This is a genomic window from Parabacteroides sp. AF21-43, assembly GCF_003635435.1.
Taxonomy (GTDB): Bacteria; Bacteroidota; Bacteroidia; order Bacteroidales; family Tannerellaceae; genus Parabacteroides; species Parabacteroides distasonis.
This window is the reverse complement of record NZ_QTMG01000008.1, coordinates 97,211-114,375: the sequence shown is the minus strand read 5'-3', so window position 1 is coordinate 114,375 and position 17,165 is coordinate 97,211. Positions and strand designations below refer to the sequence as shown.

11 protein-coding genes are annotated in these 17,165 nt (G+C 44.7%); 6 read left to right on the top strand and 5 right to left on the bottom strand.

Features of this window, described 5'->3' with window-relative positions:
* Positions 1-23: 23 nt before the first annotated feature.
* The 5 genes from DWX84_RS08060 (at position 24) to DWX84_RS08040 (ending at position 6,113) form a co-directional block, all read left to right on the top strand.
* Entirely contained in the window at positions 24-821 is a 798-nt protein-coding gene (locus DWX84_RS08060) for a basic secretory protein-like protein (protein ID WP_009016816.1), read from the top strand.
* Between the two features lie 238 nt (positions 822-1,059).
* Positions 1,060-2,046 (top strand): GSCFA domain-containing protein, encoded by a 987-nt coding sequence (locus DWX84_RS08055; RefSeq protein WP_008779137.1) that lies wholly within the window; start codon positions 1,060-1,062, stop codon positions 2,044-2,046.
* A 4-nt stretch (positions 2,047-2,050) separates the two neighbouring features.
* Positions 2,051-4,516, top strand: a complete 2,466-nt coding sequence (locus DWX84_RS08050; RefSeq protein WP_009016815.1) for a bifunctional UDP-N-acetylmuramoyl-tripeptide:D-alanyl-D-alanine ligase/alanine racemase — start codon at positions 2,051-2,053, stop codon at positions 4,514-4,516.
* Between the two features lie 135 nt (positions 4,517-4,651).
* Positions 4,652-5,509, top strand: coding sequence for an enoyl-ACP reductase (locus DWX84_RS08045; RefSeq protein ID WP_005859732.1), 858 nt, complete (start codon positions 4,652-4,654; stop codon positions 5,507-5,509).
* Position 5,510: 1 nt separating this feature from the next.
* Entirely contained in the window at positions 5,511-6,113 is a 603-nt protein-coding gene (locus DWX84_RS08040) for an L-threonylcarbamoyladenylate synthase (RefSeq protein WP_005867379.1), read from the top strand.
* Here DWX84_RS08040 and DWX84_RS08035 read toward each other — a convergent pair.
* The 3 genes from DWX84_RS08035 to DWX84_RS08025 form a co-directional block, all read right to left on the bottom strand.
* Positions 6,092-8,725, bottom strand: a complete 2,634-nt coding sequence (locus DWX84_RS08035) for a glycoside hydrolase family 2 TIM barrel-domain containing protein (protein WP_009016814.1) — start codon at positions 8,723-8,725, stop codon at positions 6,092-6,094. The genes DWX84_RS08040 and DWX84_RS08035 overlap by 22 nt on opposite strands.
* 113 nt (positions 8,726-8,838) lie before the next feature.
* Positions 8,839-10,491, bottom strand: coding sequence for a SusD/RagB family nutrient-binding outer membrane lipoprotein (locus tag DWX84_RS08030; RefSeq protein WP_009016813.1), 1,653 nt, complete (start codon positions 10,489-10,491; stop codon positions 8,839-8,841).
* 18 nt (positions 10,492-10,509) lie between these two features.
* Complete coding sequence (locus DWX84_RS08025) at positions 10,510-13,545, bottom strand: SusC/RagA family TonB-linked outer membrane protein (protein WP_048927092.1); 3,036 nt, start codon at positions 13,543-13,545, stop codon at positions 10,510-10,512.
* Between the two features lie 622 nt (positions 13,546-14,167).
* Between DWX84_RS08025 and dgt the strand changes: the two genes are divergently transcribed.
* Positions 14,168-15,493 carry a dGTP triphosphohydrolase gene (gene dgt / locus DWX84_RS08020; protein WP_048927223.1) on the top strand — a complete coding sequence of 442 codons (1,326 nt, stop codon included), beginning with the start codon at positions 14,168-14,170 and terminating at the stop codon, positions 15,491-15,493.
* Positions 15,494-15,508: 15 nt separating this feature from the next.
* Here the strand turns inward: dgt and rsgA are convergent, their stop codons facing one another.
* Together rsgA and frr are read right to left on the bottom strand one after the other, a co-directional pair.
* Positions 15,509-16,441 (bottom strand): ribosome small subunit-dependent GTPase A, encoded by a 933-nt coding sequence (gene rsgA / locus DWX84_RS08015; RefSeq protein ID WP_048927091.1) that lies wholly within the window; start codon positions 16,439-16,441, stop codon positions 15,509-15,511.
* A gap of 95 nt (positions 16,442-16,536) precedes the next feature.
* A complete protein-coding gene (gene frr / locus DWX84_RS08010) occupies positions 16,537-17,100 on the bottom strand; it encodes a ribosome recycling factor (protein WP_005859749.1) in 564 nt (187 codons plus the stop codon).
* Between the last annotated feature and the right edge of the window lie 65 nt (positions 17,101-17,165).

Genomic DNA, 17,165 nt, shown 5'->3' with positions numbered 1-17,165 from the left:
TCACCTAAAAACAGATGAGACTTATGAGATATAAACAATTAATCAGCGGTGCTTTCCTGCTGTGGACTTGCATCGCTTGCTCCGGCAAAAAGGAACAGGCGGCTACCGTAGCGGAAGCTCCCCCTACTCCTTGGGATAATTATTACATCGGAAAGATTGATTTCGAGAATCTTTCCCCCGAGGCTAAGGGCTCGGCGATCTATGCCGCCGTTATCCCTGATCCGGAAGCTTATATTACCAAGCACGCCCGCAAGGTCGTAGAAACGCTTTATTTCACTCCGGAAGATAGTATCCCGGGCATCGAGGAGATCCACTATACATTAAAGGAATACGACGGGGTATCCGCGAAAGACGGAGCGCCCCCTTCCATCAGTATCGTATACAGCACGAAATGGATCGAGAAAAGTTTTGCCAATAACGACACCGCGAAAGTGGATTACGAGACCCGTGGCGTATTATACCATGAGCTGACGCATGGTTTCCAATTGGAGCCTCAAGGCATAGGTAGCTATGGGACTAATAAGACTTTCTGGGCCATGATAGAAGGTGTGGCGGATGCCGTAAGATACCTAAACGGCGGTTTTACCTTGGAAGATCGTCCCAAAGGCGGCCATTATATGGATGGTTACCGCACGACAGGCTTCTTCCTCGCATGGCTTACGCAAACCAAAAACCCGGATTTCCTGCGGAAGTTCAACCGAAGCACATTAGAAGTTATTCCTTGGTCGTTCGATGGTGGCGTGAAATACGCGCTCGGCAATGATTACGACATAGACTCCTTATGGAAAGAATATATGGCAACGATGGGAGATGAAGCGTAGCCCCGGCAAAGGCTACGACCAACGGCGGTAACACTCAACAAGTTACCGCCGTTCTTTTATAGTATCACTCCCGACCTTCCGCCAATAGGCATTATAAGGTCGCAACAATACCCATCGTAAGCTCCTTATACTGCCCATCCTAACAACCTTACAATGGGCATTGTTACATTATTCCCCTAAAACACCTTCCTTATTTGCATTTCCGTAAACATATATCTACTTTTGCGAAAAAGTAAATATGGAACTTTATACCCGAATCCTGTTGCCGAAAGCACGATTCTCTTTCTCGTATGAGGACCGGGTCGTGATGATGGGCTCCTGCTTCGCCGAGAATATCGGGCGGAAGCTGGAAGAGAATAAGTTCTCCGTAGATATAAACCCATTCGGTACTCTGTATAACCCGGCTTCCGTAGCGGAAGGATTGAGGATGCTGCTACGCCCGGAGCGTTTCACTCCCGGCGATTTATTCCAGCATGAGGGCATATACCATAGTTTTACCCATCATAGCCGTTTCTCCGCTCCCTCGGAAGAAGAATGCCTAGGCCATATAAACAGCCGCTTATCCGAATCCTCCGATTTCCTGCGAAAAGCGACCCGGTTGGTAATCACGTTGGGAACCGCTTTCGTCTACCGCCTCAAGAGCGACGGGCGAATCGTGTCGAATTGCCATAAGCTACCGGAAAAGATGTTCGACCGGCAACGATTATCCACGCAAGAGATCGTCGAGGACTGGAAACCTCTGTTACTAGCCCTTTGGGAACAAAATCCCGCCTTGAAAATCTTATTTACCGTAAGTCCGATCCGCCACTGGAAAGACGGGGCGCACGAGAACCAACTCAGCAAAGCTACCCTATTGCTAGCCACGGACGCCTTACAGAAAGATTATCCCGACCGAATCGCCTACTTCCCCGCTTATGAGATCCTTATGGACGAGCTCCGGGATTATCGTTTCTATGCGGACGATATGCTCCATCCCTCCCCATTGGCCATTGATTATATTTGGCAACGTTTTATCGAAAATTTCTTATCCACAGACACTTCGGCAATCCTTAAAGAATGGGGTGATATTCAAAAAGCTATTAACCATAAGCCCTTTCAACCGGATAGCGAGGCCTATAAGCGGTTTATACTTCAAACTTTGTTAAAGATGGAACGAATTAGCGAGAAAATTCCTTCCTTTGATATCAGAAAAGAGATCGAAATAGTAAAGTCTAAACTAAAATAAAAGAATGGAATACGCAATTAAAGAAATAGCAAGAGTTATCGGTGCTAAAACAAACCAATTGCTTGACGATACGGTCAGTTTGCTGTTGACAGATAGCCGTCGTCTCTCCTTCCCGGAAAAAAGCCTCTTCTTCGCCTTGAAAACCAAGACGAACGACGGACATAGATATATACAGGAACTCTATAAACTTCGTGTTCGCAACTTCGTGGTAAGCGATATGCTACCGGAGTTCGAGAGCATGAAGGATGCGAACTTCCTGATCGTAAAAGATACGTTACGGGCTTTACAAAAGCTGGCCACCCACCACAGGAAGCAATTCAATATCCCCGTGATCGGCATCACCGGTAGCAACGGAAAGACGATCGTAAAGGAATTCCTCTATCAACTGTTGCATAACGAGTTCAACATCGTACGTTCGCCCCGGAGCTACAACTCCCAGTTGGGGGTTCCTCTCTCGGTATGGCAGATGAGCGAGAAAAATACACTGGGCATCTTCGAGGCCGGTATCTCACAACCGGACGAGATGGAACGCCTGCAACCCATTATCGCCCCCACGATCGGTATCATCACGAATATCGGGGAGGCTCATCAAGAGAATTTCCTCTCCTCCAATCAGAAATGTATGGAGAAGCTGACGCTTTTCAATGATTGCGAAGCCATTATTTATGATGGGGATGATTTATTTATCGCCAATTGTATCGAATCGGCTTGCCTTTCCCATAAAGCGATCGCATGGAGCCGTACGGACTCCGAGGCTCCTTTGTTTATCGAGTCTATCGATAAGAAAGAGTTTGAGACGATCATTCACTGTACTTTACTGGGCTTCAACCGGGTCGTTACCATTCCGTTCACGGACGACGCTTCTATCGAGAACGTGATCCATTGTATGGCGGTTATGCTTTACCTAAAACCCACCAGCGTAAACGACGTAACAAAATTCTTGCATCTTGAGCCGGTGGCTATGCGATTGGACGTAAAGCAAGGTATCAACAATTGCCTGTTGATAAATGATACCTATAACTCGGATATCAACTCCTTGGATATCGCGCTCGATTTCCAACAAAGCCGCCGGGTAGGCAAGCAATTAAAGAGCACTTTAATCCTCTCCGATATCCTTCAATCGGGTACCTTGCCGAAATCTCTATATAAGAAGGTCGCCGATTTGGTTCGCCGTAAGAAGATAGATCGTATCATCGGTATCGGCCGCGACTTAAAGGAATATGCTTCCGTCTTCGAGATCGAGAAGGAGTTTTACACAACCACCGAGGAATTTATCAAGTCTCCTTCCTTCAAGAAATTCAAGGATGAGTTGATCTTGATTAAAGGTTCCCGCCATTTCCATTTCGAGCAGATCTCCGAGTTGTTGGAGAAGAAAGTGCATGAGACGATCCTAGAGGTAAATCTGGACGCGATCGTACACAACTTCAATCAGTATCGTTCCAAGCTAAAGCCGGAGACTAAGATGGTTTGTATGGTAAAAGCTTTTGGTTATGGAGCCGGCTCTTACGAGTTGGCGAAGACCCTTCAAGAACATCGTTGCGACTATCTGGCCGTGGCGGTAGCCGACGAGGGAGCCGAATTGCGTAAAGAAGGCATCTCGATCCCCATTATCGTCATGAATCCGGAATTCAGCAGTTTCAATGTCTTGTTCGAGAACCATCTGGAACCGGAAGTCTATAGCTTCCGCCTATTGGATGCCATGATCCGGGAGACCGAGCGCAGAGGGATCACCTCTTACCCTATCCATATCAAGATCGATACCGGCATGCATCGCCTAGGGTTTCAACCGGAGGATGTCCCGGCGATCTGTGAACGCTTGATAGCGCAATCCGGGGTTATCGCCCGTTCGGTCTTCTCTCATTTAGCCGGAAGCGACTCGTACGTCTTCGATGATTTTACCCATCAACAATTGGATAAATTCACCAAAGCCGCAGGGGAACTAGAAAGCGGGTTAGAGTATAAGGTAATCAAACATATCCTAAACTCTGCGGGAATCGAGCGTTTCGCCGCTTATCAAATGGATATGGTACGTTTAGGTATCGGTTTATATGGAGTAAGCGCATCCGGACAAAAAGGCTTACGGAATGTCAGCACCTTGAAGACAACGATCTTACAAATACAAAACGTACCCGCAGGGGATTCGATCGGTTATAGCCGTATGAGTTATGTGAAACGTGATTCCCGGATCGCTATCATCCCGATCGGATACGCCGACGGACTGGATCGCCACTTCAGCAACGGAGGTGGGGAAGTCTTGATCAATGGACAACGCTGTCCGATTATCGGCAACATCTGCATGGACGCTTGCATGATCGACGTCACCGACACGCATGCGCAAGAAGGCGACGCCGTAATTATTTTCGGCGACGAACTACCGGTGAGCGAACTTTCGGATAAACTGAAAACAATCCCTTATGAGATATTAACCTCTATCTCGCCTCGGGTAAAGAGGGTTTATTTCCGGGAATAAGAAGTAGCCGCCAACAAAGAATGGCTCTACCTTGTTTTAATATCAAGGCACATATTCAAATGTCAGGCTATGATATTCATTTGCGTATGTTGCACATTTTGTGTATGTTTGTGCCGTAATTAATAAACAAGAGGTATGAGTCATAATTTATTGAAAGGCAAGAGAGGCATTATCTTCGGTGCTCTGAACGATATGTCTATCGCCTGGAAAGTGGCAGAAAGAGCCGTAGAGGAAGGTGCGACTATCACGTTAAGCAATACGCCTATCGCTGTTCGTATGGGTCAGGTAGATGCTTTGGCGGAGAAGTTGAATGCGCAGGTAATCCCGGCGGACGCAACCAGCGTAGAGGATCTGGAGACCGTATTTGCGAAGTCAGTGGAAATATTAGGTGGTAAAATAGATTTCGTTTTACATTCTATCGGTATGAGTCCGAACGTACGCAAGAAACGTACGTACGATGATCTGGACTATGGAATGCTGGAAAAGACGTTGGATATCTCCGCTATTTCTTTCCACAAGATGCTACAGGTAGCTAAGAAACAAGACGCTATCGCCGAGAATGGTTCCGTAGTGGCATTAAGTTATGTGGCCGCCCAGCGCACGTTCTTCGGATACAACGATATGGCGGACGCTAAGAGCCTGTTGGAATCTATCGCCCGTAGTTTCGGTTACATCTATGGCCGTGAGAAAGGCGTACGTGTGAACACGATCTCCCAATCCCCGACAATGACAACCGCAGGTAGTGGCGTGAAGGGAATGGAACACTTGATGGACTTTTCTAACAAAATGAGTCCACTGGGTAACGCCAACGCTGACGAATGCGCGGACTATTGCGTAATGATGTTCTCCGACTTTACCCGCAAGGTAACGATGCAGAACCTATACCACGATGGTGGTTTCTCAAGCATGGGTATGAGCCTCCGGGCCATGAACCAATATAGTAAAGGATTAGAGGAATATACAGACGAGAACGGACACATTATCTACGGCTAATATGTTAGTGAGAATCTATCCGGAGAATCCGAATCAAAAAGAAATAGACAAGGTCGTCAAAGTCCTGCAGGACGGCGGCCTTGTCGTTTATCCTACCGACACGGTTTACGCGATCGGTTGCGATGCGTTAAACGTGCGTGCGGTAGAGAAAATATGTCAGATGAAAGGAGTTAATCCACAGAAAAGCAACCTGTCTATCATCTGCTACGACCTGTCTAATCTTAGTGAATACGCCAAGGTAAGCAACGCCGCTTTCAAACTGATGAAGAAACATCTGCCCGGTCCTTTCACCTTTATCTTACCCACCAGCAGCGAGCTTCCAAAGATTTACAAGAACCGGAAAGAAGTCGGAATCCGTGTACCGGACAATAACATTACCCGTACATTGGTACAATCCTTGGGAAATCCAATCCTAACCATGTCCATCCGTGACGAGGATGAGGTGATCGAATATACGACAGATCCGGAATTGATACACGAGAAATACGAGCATCAAGTGGATATCGTAATCGATGGCGGTTTCGGAGGATTGGAAGCCTCTACGGTTATAGATTGCACGACGGATAATTTCGAGATCGTACGTCAAGGCAAAGGAGAATTGTAGCTATCCACCACGATTTGTATTCGCTCCTCCGGCAGATTAGCAGGGAACTCCAAGCTTATTTCTTGTTGGTCACCCGGCATTAGCGTAATATAGTTATCCGAATAATGTACCGGTAAGATTCGTTTGCCTGTCTCCTTATCAAAGACCTTGATACGGTTGAAGAACGAGATCTGCGAATCAGCGCTCAGACGGACTGTACCTACGAAATTCGAGCCTTCCTTCTTGATCTCGGTCTTGATATCCGGTCTTGACTTCGGAAGTTGAGATAAGCTGGTGTAGTCTTTCGGCTCGGTTGTCAGCCAATAAATATTGGGAACGTCCGCATTCAAAGCCAGCCGTAAGAAATAAGCGCCTTGGATCCCTTCCGGAACGGGGATATCCAATAATTCCTGTACCGTATTCGCCTTGGAGCTCGCTCTCGTCTCTTTCTCCCAAAGCAGTTTGCCTTCCAGATTATAAATACGGGCTATAATCGATAAATCCGTATAATCTTTCAGGGTCGTATTCAACAATCCCGCCTTACGGGTTACCGGGTTATAATAGGCATGTAAAGGTTCACAGCCTTTCCGGGTTCCGTACAAGGAAGCATTTACATCGAGAGACCAATCATACATTTGCCCCCGCAAGGATGTCCATGGATTCTGGGTTTTCCAGATCAAGATACCCGTATACCAATCCCACATATGAGAGGCCCAGCCTTCCATAAAACTACGATATTGGTCATAATTCACGACTTGGGCATACTTACAATAGGTCTCGATATCTTTCACCTCCCCATATCGCTCCAGATGATCGCCATAGCCCAGATCCTTATGATAGCGCCACGTATAATTACGAGTAAAACCTTTCCTTGGGAAACCGGCCAAATCCTGTTCCGTCATCATCTCCCGCATACTCTCGACCTCCGGGGAACCAACCGATCCGGCTTCCGGATTAAACGGATGCGAACGGAAGCTAAAGAACCATTCCGGCTCTTGTATACCGTAAGGACCATCCCCATTATCCCCCAAATAATTCCGGGTAAACAACGTATCTGTAGAGAAACTCACGAAAAGACGTTCCGGATCTAACCGGGGGAAAACCTCCTTTCTCAAACATTGATCGATATCTTTCGCTAAAGGCCATTCATTCGCCCCACACCAGAAACAAAGGCTCGGATGGTTACGGATCATTTTCACTTGATCTTCCACGGAGGCGATAAATAAATCATGATTATCGGGATATTCCCAACGACGTTCTCGGGAATCCATTTTGGTCGGGTCCTCCCAAGCGCCATTGCAATCACCACTGCCCCACAGATCTTGAAAGACTAAGATACCGAACTCATCACAGGCGTTATAGAATTCCGGTCGTTCCACCAACGCACCTCCCCATACACGGATCATACGCAGATTCATTTCCGCGTGGAAACGTACCTCATCCCGATAACGTTCCGGAGAAAGACGAAGCAGCCAATCGGAATTAATATAGTTACCACCCGTGACGTATATTTTCTGTCCGTTCACGAAGAAACGGCGTCCCCCGTTATCCGGGCATTTATCGGAAGTAATCTCCCGGATACCGTAACGCAGCCGTTCCCTGTCACTCACTTGATTCCCAATCTCAAAAGAGAGGTTCATATCATATAAAGGCTGCTCACCGATACCGCTAGGCCACCATAAACGAGGATTCTTTACCGCTAAAGGATTCAAGGATACCGTTTTCTTCTCGAATGGCGATAAAGTAACTGGCTGGGTTAAGCGGGTTCCGTTCGTCTCACAAACCAATAGTCCTTTTAAGGAAGTGCTCCCGGTATTCTCTAGCTCGACAGAGGTATTCACAAAAGCCTCCCTTTGAGTTTTCGTTTCCGGATCACGTACGCCGGGTACCTTGGTCACGACATAAGGAGAAGAGAGGCATACCGGCCCGGTTGTCGTAATAGAGACCTCATCCCAAATACCCGTATTCCGGTCACGTACCGGTTGTATCCAGTCCCAACCCGGCGTATATTGCATCGTATTATTCCGGGCGATCTGCCCATCGCCACCTTGTCCGCCATTCGGATTTCCGGCATGTGTAGGTGGATAAACCAATACCGCTAATACATTAGGGGCATCCGTACGAAGATAAGGGGTTATATTAAAAATCTTCCTCAAGAACATGCCCTCATGGGTATTTCGATTGATCCGCTTACCATTTAAAAAGATTTCCGCCTTATAATTAATGCCCCGGAAATTTAACCAGACATTACGTCCCTCTGGTAAATTATTGATAGTAAACTGACGAGTAAACCAATAAGTATAGAAATCATTGCCGACCTCATGTATATCGGGTATCAGATTGTTATTCAAGCCGAACTCGGGAGCCGGATACATATGGTTCTCCAAAAGTGTAGTCAATACCGTGCCTGGCACACGGGCCGGTAACCATCCTGTTTTATCCAAAGGCGCCGCGCTCAACCGGTTCCCATCCATTTTCACTTCATTCGCTTTCCGGGCATACCAATCTGAGTGAATCAAGGTTTTCTCTCCCGGCTCAGGAATCGCCAACAAGGCTTGCTCCTCTGCTGATACGGGCTTTAACCAGCAAGCCAGACAAAGCCAACAAAATAAATAAATACATCTGTTCATCATATAATCTTAGATTTATCCTTCTAAAGTACTACAAAATTCAGAAGGGCCTCTTCGCAAACTCGAAGAAGCCCTTTCATTACATATTATTTAACAATAAAACCTATTAATGCCGATTAGAAATTACCTACACCAGCCTTATCCCACCATACATGAGTGCCACCTTTATCACCGGAGATCGAACCCGTATTCTCTTGGTTCAGCAGCTCGATACCTTTTTGATATTCCACGGTATTCGTATTATCCTCATTATCGGAATACAATAAACGACGAACCTGTTCATTCGTATCAATATCCCCATTACTCTTATTCACGCGGTTCGGGAATAATTTCGGATAACCTGTACGACGAAATTCCGCCCAAGCCTCGCAAGACAACGGGAAGTTCGCAATCCATTTCTGTGTGATAATACGTTGTAATTTCTTCTCATTAGTCGCACTCTCATCCCACTTAACCGTAATATCATTCTGAGCCTTGATGCTGTTTTGACCATTAACCGGGTCGACGAAGTCCTTTTGTGTTGTCGTGCCACTGATATAGGCATCGATCTCTGTTTCTGAAATTGAACTTACTCCGGCCAGACTTCCCTTATAAGCCAACTGATTCTTAATAGAAACACGGATACCTTGCTCATACAGTTCCTTCGCCGTACCTCCCATGTTACTCCAACCACGCAACGCACCTTCCGCACGCAAGAAATAACCTTCGGCTGCCATCATTACCGGTAAAGCTGTTGTATAAGAACAAACGATCTTCGAGAAGTTACCCCATTGATTCGGTTTAGCAGGCAAGTCACAGCCGCCACGAATACCTAAATATTGAGTACCGGATGCAATCGTCTTCCCATCCTCACATTCAACATCAGCTTGGTTCTTCGTCATATACAGCGGTAAGCGAGGATCTTGGAATCCTTCCAGTATCGTGGTTAAGTTAGCGTTCATGCCACTATCTCCCCATTCGAACATACGAGTTTGCTCATTACTCAAACTCTTATTGATCAATACATCCTGCTTTAAGATAGCGCCCTTGGCAGCCTCTTCAGCTTTTTGTTTAGCTAAAGTCGGGTCGGCCTTCACGATACGCAAGGCTGCACGTAGCTTTAATTGATTGGCTACTTGAATCCACATATCCAAATCGCCATTACACCAATAGTCGAATGACTGTCTCTCCTCCAATGTGGATTTCGGACTCTGGAAATCTTGAAGCGCTTTATCTAACAATTCGAAAATGGAGTTATAAATGCTCTGCTGTGTATCATAAGAGAACGAAGCACCATTTGTCGGATCTTCGATGCAAGACGTATAAGCTACCGGGCCGTAAACATCCGTCAACATCTGGACCGCATAAGCCTGAACAACACGCATCATTCCCGCATAGTCTGTCAATCCTTGTTCGTCACAAGAGGCGATCAAACGACGTGTATTATTGAATATGTGCAAATAAACATTCTCGTACATACCTCCACAAAAACTACGATTCAACGCATAATCCACGTTACCGGAACCATTGAAATTATGTGGTGTCATGAAATAACCGCTAAACAAGTCTACGTTCAAACTAAAGCAGTACTGGAACAAGTTCTGTTGCGGAGCATATACATAAGACAGCGGTTCTTTAAACTGCGCAGAGAAAGGAAGAGTGTTCGGGTCTACCTCATACTGATCGGTATTCAATGTCTCAAAATCGTCTGTACAGCTCACGGTTGTTAATCCTGTGCTAAAAGCTAAAGCTGATACAGCCGCATATTTTAGAATTCTATTTAGTTTCATAAGTAATACCTGTAAGATTTAGAAATTAAGTTTTAAGTTCAAACCAAAGCTACGGGTTGTCGGCAACGCAAACATATCGATACCCTGCCAGCCATTACCCGTTCCAGCAGCTACATCCGGATCCATCGGAGCATCCTTATAGAAGAAGAACAAGTTACGTCCAATGATAGAAGCGGTCAAGTTTTTACCTGCGCCAAACAAGTTGCGGAAGGTATAACCAAATGATAACTCACGCAAACGAACATTAGTTGCGTCATATACGTACTGGGAAGTCAAGATATTAGAGTTGTAGCTTGTACCACCGGTAGTTGAATAATACAATTGCGGGTCAAATTGTACTCCATCGACCTCTACAAAACCTGCGTCACGAGCCAAACCAGAACGTTCGGAAACGCCCCAACCATCCATGGTAGCCTCAGTCATCGACAAGACCTTACCGCCAACCTTCGCATCGATTAAGAATGACAACGTGAAATCTTTATAGTGGAAGGTATTAGTCCAACCCATGTTCACTTTCGCATTCATATCGCCCGCATAAACAAGATCTTTATTATCGGATCCAGCTAATACAGGGGCACCGGTATCAGAGACAATAGGCTTTCCGTTATCATCACGTTGTAAGTCGCGAACATAAAGGTCTCCGAAATGCCCACCTTCTTTCAAGAGCACTTTGGCACCTGTACAATAACTTGTCAGGTTCCACTCGGAAAGCTCGTCGGCCAACTCTATAATCTTGTTATTATTGTAAGAGAAGTTAAAGTTCGTGCTCCAGCTGAAATTATCCGTAAATTGATTATACCAACCTAGACTAACCTCGAAACCTTGATTCTGTACGTTACCAGCATTAATATAACGGCTCTTCAAACCAGTTTCCCATGGAGCGGAGATGTCAAAATATTGATTCTTGGTATTTGTCTTATAATAGGTCAAATTTACGTTGAAACGATTCTGGAAGAATGTACCATCAAAGCCGACTTCCAACGAATTTGTCTTTTCTGGTTTCAACGTACGGAAAGATGATTTTTCCGGCGGATTCAACGCTCCTTGATCTCCTAATGTATAACGCTCGTTGGTCACACCGATAGGCACATCGTTACCTACAATAGAATAAGAAGCACGTAACTTGAATAAATCCACGTTCTTGCCGAAATCAATAAATCTATCCAACAAAACACTTGCTCCAACAGACGGATAGAAGAATGAAACACCATCTGTAAACGCCAATGTTGAGGACCAGTCGTTACGGGCACTAACATCGATAAACAGACCTTCCTTATAACCAAATTGGGCAGTAGCAAACACTGAATTCAAACGTTTCTCGGCCAAAGTCTTTGTAGTCTGTAATTTATAATAGTTAGCCGGAGAGAAGATATTAGGATAGTAAGCACCACTTGTAATCACGCCCGCATCGTTAACAGAGAACTGAGAATCACCCCAACCGATCAATTCTAAAGAAGAACTTTTTGTCTTTTGGTAGCTTCCACCTGCAGTTACAGACAAAGAATAAGTATCCTCCCAAGTCTTATTATATTGGGCCAACAAGTCACCATAAGTCTGCTCGCTATTCACGCGTGTGTCTTTCATCGTACCCAGCAAGTTACGGCCTGCCGTACTAGACGCATATTCATTCAAGTTCCATGTCTCATCACCACGTTCATAGCGCAGGCGACCTGTAACGGAAAGACCTTCCATTATGTCATACTTGACACTACCGCCAAACTCATAGCGATTACGATAAGAAACCGGTTTTTGGCGATTCAACATCCAGTATGGATTGGAGAACTGCTCTTGAGCGGTATTTGTCCAATTGTGTACATTTATATTTCTTGTCCCATCGTACACCTCATAGTTACTCTTATAATAATCCCAGTCCTCTCCTCTTGGAAACAAGTAAGCGCCCAAAGTAGGATTACCCACATAACCGGCAGTCGGCTGGTTCTCGATATGCTGATTATTATAACGAGCGGACACGTCTACATGAAGTTTTGTCCATAGGTTAAAGCCAACCTTCGCTAGCAAGTTATGGCTCATATATGTATTCTCCGGAACAATACCATTAGAAGATACATTCGCATAAGAAAAATAAGATGAGATATTATCATTACCACCAGCCAACGAGATAGAGTTGTTGGTCGTATAGCCAAGATTATAATAATCCTTCGCATAGTTTGGAGAAGCAGAAGCAAGCTTATCGCCCCAGCTAAACGTTCCTTGGTTACTTACGCCATAAGAATTCTGGAACTTCGGTAACACCATCGGAGTCTCAACCGTCGTATTGCTAGATACATTTATAGCGACTTTTCCAGACTGCGATGACTTAGTCGTAACCATAATGGCACCGTTGGCAGCGACCGCACCATACAAAGCAGCGGCGGAAGCACCTTTCAACAAGGTAATCTGAGCGATATCGTCCGGGTTGATAGTAGACATGGCATCACCACCGTCACGACCACCACCATAAGATCCATCAATCTGTGAATCCGAGACATTCATCATCATAGGAACACCATCCACAACGATCAACGGCTGATTATTACCACTAATAGATTTATTACCACGGAACAAGATCTTGGAAGAACCACCCGCACCCGTAGAGTTCGGGGTAATCTGCAAACCAGCGCTCTTTCCTTGTAAAGAGTTGATCATATTCACATTCTTAATCTCGTTCAAGTCCTTACCGCCTACCGTTTGTGCGGAATAAGTCAAAGTCTTTGATTCACGTTTGATACCCATCGCCGTTACGACAACCTCATCCAAAGCCTCTGCGTCTGAAACCATCGTAACATCGATTTTCGTACGGCCATTTACAGGCTCCTCAATCGTTTTCATACTTAAATAAGAGAATACCAAAATAGAGTTTGCGTCAGCCTCCAAGGTATATTTTCCATCAAAGTCAGTAATGGTACCGGTTGTCGTACCTTTTACTAACACGTTCACTCCTGTTAGTGGCTCATTTAGATCCTTGTCAATGACGACACCACTAATCGTTAGTTTCTGTGCATATCCTGTAACACACAGAAAAAACGCCAATAATAAGATAAATGACTTTCTCATGAAAAATCGTTTTTGATTTAAGTGATTCTACATTTGTGCTTTTTTAATTTTCATACTCTTTTTAGAGAGATCGGGCTCTCTTTTCTTTCTTTTTTAGTGCATAGGCATTTACTCTTTTTTGTTTAAAGTTATTATTATGCTCATACGGAAATCTCTTTCTATTTAAAATCAAACGGTTCTATTTTAAATAATAATAACAACGTAGTATCATTAGAACTAAGTCGTTTTTCATATTTTGACAGACAAATATATATATAATAACTATACATACAAGTTAAAACGTAACAAAAATCAGTATGTTCCTCACTTTTTCAGGTGTTTGCGATAACACATAGTCAAATTTTCATCATGCCTCAATAAATTAAATATGTTAATTTGATTTAGTTCTAATGAAACTAACAACAAATTTCAATTAACATAATTTTCCTTCATTATCTTCTTCCTCCTATAACATCCAATCGCTATCTGACTATCATCTTGGAATAAAATTACAGCTCTATTTACAAGCTTCGAAAACAACTCAGTCAGGAAATTAACCATTAACTCTAATTTCTTCCACAAATATTCAATGATTTGCACAGATTATCTCTACATTTGCGATATATATATTAATGTATTGACTATGAACTGGACCCAGCTATTATCCGGCAAGCGTTTCGGGATGGAAGAGTATCACGAGCGGAAACATGAGAGAACTGATTTCCAACGTGACTATGACCGTTTGATTTTCTCATCCCCTTTTCGAAGACTACAAAACAAGACACAGGTGTTCCCCCTTCCGGGAAGTATCTTTGTACATAACCGACTTACACATAGTCTGGAAGTATCATGCGTAGGACGTTCATTGGGTAATAACGTAGCGAAAGGACTTATGCAAAAATATCCGGATGGCAGTATCAACTTCCCGGAGATAGGTTCCATCGTATCAGCCGCTTGCCTTGCCCATGATATGGGAAACCCTCCATTCGGGCATTCCGGAGAGAGAGCGATCTCCGCTTACTTCTCCGAAGGGAATGGGCGAAAACTAGAAGAGAAAGTACGGAAGGAACGGGGACGCTGGGAAGACTTCGTCCATTTTGAAGGTAACGCAAACGCCATGCGGTTGCTGACCCATCAGTTCATTGGACGCAGAAAAGGGGGATTTGCCTTAACATATAGCACATTAGCCTCTATCATCAAATATCCTTACGCATCCATCTATTCAGGAAAGAAAGGGAAATTCGGCTTTTTCCAATCGGAGGAGGGAAGCTATCTGCAAATCGCCCAAGAGCTAGGGATCGGACATAGCCCGGAAGCCCCGGACAAATTTCTTCGTTACCCGTTAGTTTACTTAGTAGAGGCGGCAGACGATATCTGCTATCAAATTATGGATATAGAAGATGCTTGCAAACTACATATCCTGACCACCGAAGAGGCCATACAACTATTATTGGGATTTTTCGAAGGAGAGCGGTTGGAGCATATCCGCAAGGTCATGCATATGGTAGACGATACCAATGAGCAAATCGCCTATCTGCGTTCTTGTATTATCGGGCTATTAGTAGATGAATGTTCCCGTGTCTTTTTAGAGAACGAGGAAAGCATCCTCAATGGTACCTACAGCACTCCGTTAATCAGTAACATATGCGATCAAGCCAAGCAGGCTTACGCTAATTGCTCGGCTACAGCATACAAGAAAATATATAAGGCAAAAGAAGTGCTCGACATTGAATTAGCCGGTTATCATATTTTCAGCCATCTGATCGACAGCTTGACCGAGGCCGTGATGAACCAAGAGCATGCTTACAGCAAGCTGCTCTTACAACGGATACCGGAGCAATACGACACGAAAGCTCCTACTACATATGGCAAGATACAATGCGTACTCGATTATATCTCCGGCATGACCGATGTATATGCGCTCGATCTATACCGGAAAATCACCGGTATGAGCCTGCCGGCCGTTTGATGTTGTAATAAAGTGTTAGAATTCTTCCCGGTACTTGCTTTCCATGCGATCATCCAAGATACTTAGATAGCTTTTATAGCGGGACTCACTGATTAGCCCATCGTTAACGGCTTGAATGACGGCGCAGCCCGGTTCATGACGGTGCGTGCAGTTATTGAAACGGCATTCTTCCGAGTATTTAAACAACTCCCGGAAATAATGGGAGATCTCAGCGTCCGCCATCTCGATCGTTCCAAATCCTTTGATACCCGGAGTATCGATCAAATAGCCTCCCCCGGGAAGAGAAATCATCTCGGAAAAGGTGGTCGTATGCATTCCTTTGTTATGATATTCGGAGATATCACCGGTACGGAGATTCACCCCCGGCACCAGTTTATTGATAATCGTGGATTTTCCGACACCCGAATGGCCGGACAAAAGCGTAATCTTATCTTTTAGATCCGCTTTCAAGGCATCCAAACCTTCCTCGGTCCGGGCACATAGCGTCGAACAGGGATAGCCAATCGAGGTATACAACTCGATTAAACACTCCAACGCCCTTTGATCCTCATTATTATAACGATCAATCTTATTGAAAACTAATTTAACGGGGACACGATAAGCCTCGGCGGTCGCCAAGAAGCGATCGATAAATATCGTTGTTGTTATAGGATAATTCACCGTAACGATCAGCATCGCCTGATCCAAATTCGCGGCGATAATATGCGATTGCTTCGATAAGTTAGAGGCACGACGGATGATATAATTCTTACGCTCCTCGATCTCTGTAATAAAAGCGGTTCCTTCTTTATTAATATCGATTACGACACGGTCTCCTACCGCGACCGGATTGGTACTCTTTATGTCTTTCAGACGAAAGTTACCCTTGATCTTACTCTCTATATCTCGCCCGTCTTCCGTACGGACCGTATACCAACTACCTGTGTTTTTTATTACCAGTCCCCTCATGAGAATTGAAAATTGAGAATTGAAAATTGAGAATTGGAATAAGGACTCAATGGGGTTCCTTAATTCTCAATTCTCAAGTTTCAACTTTCAATTATTTAAACGGTCATTACTTCTTTTTCTTTAGCGGCGTAAAGCTCATCGATCTTTTTGATAAACTTATCATGGATTTTCTGAACCTCTGCCTCGGCGTCTTTCTCTACGTCCTCGGGAACCCCATCAGACTTGATGCTTTTCTTCAAAGCCTCAATAGCGTCACGACGAGCGTTACGAACGCTGATCTTCGCATTCTCCGCCTCCTGCTTACATTGTTTCACCAATTGACGGCGACGCTCCTCAGTCAACGGAGGAATACCTAAGCGGATCACCTCACCGTTATTCTCCGGCGTGATACCTAACTCAGAATCCAGAATACCTTTCTCAATATCGCGGATGATCTTCTTCTCCCACGGAGTGATCATGATAGTCCGTGCGTCCGGAACCGTCACCGTAGCCACGTTAGTAAGAGGAACAGGCGCCCCATAATACATTACCTTCACACAATCGAGGATTTTCGGATTAGCCTTACCAGCCCGAATGTGAGACAATTGCTCGTCCAGATACTCAATGGCGAACGTCATCTTCTCTTCCCCTGCTTTGATCAATTGTTTCGTATCTATCATAAATATACGTTTTTTGTTTGCGAATCTTTTAATTAACAAAAGTAATAAAGATTTCCAACTTCGCA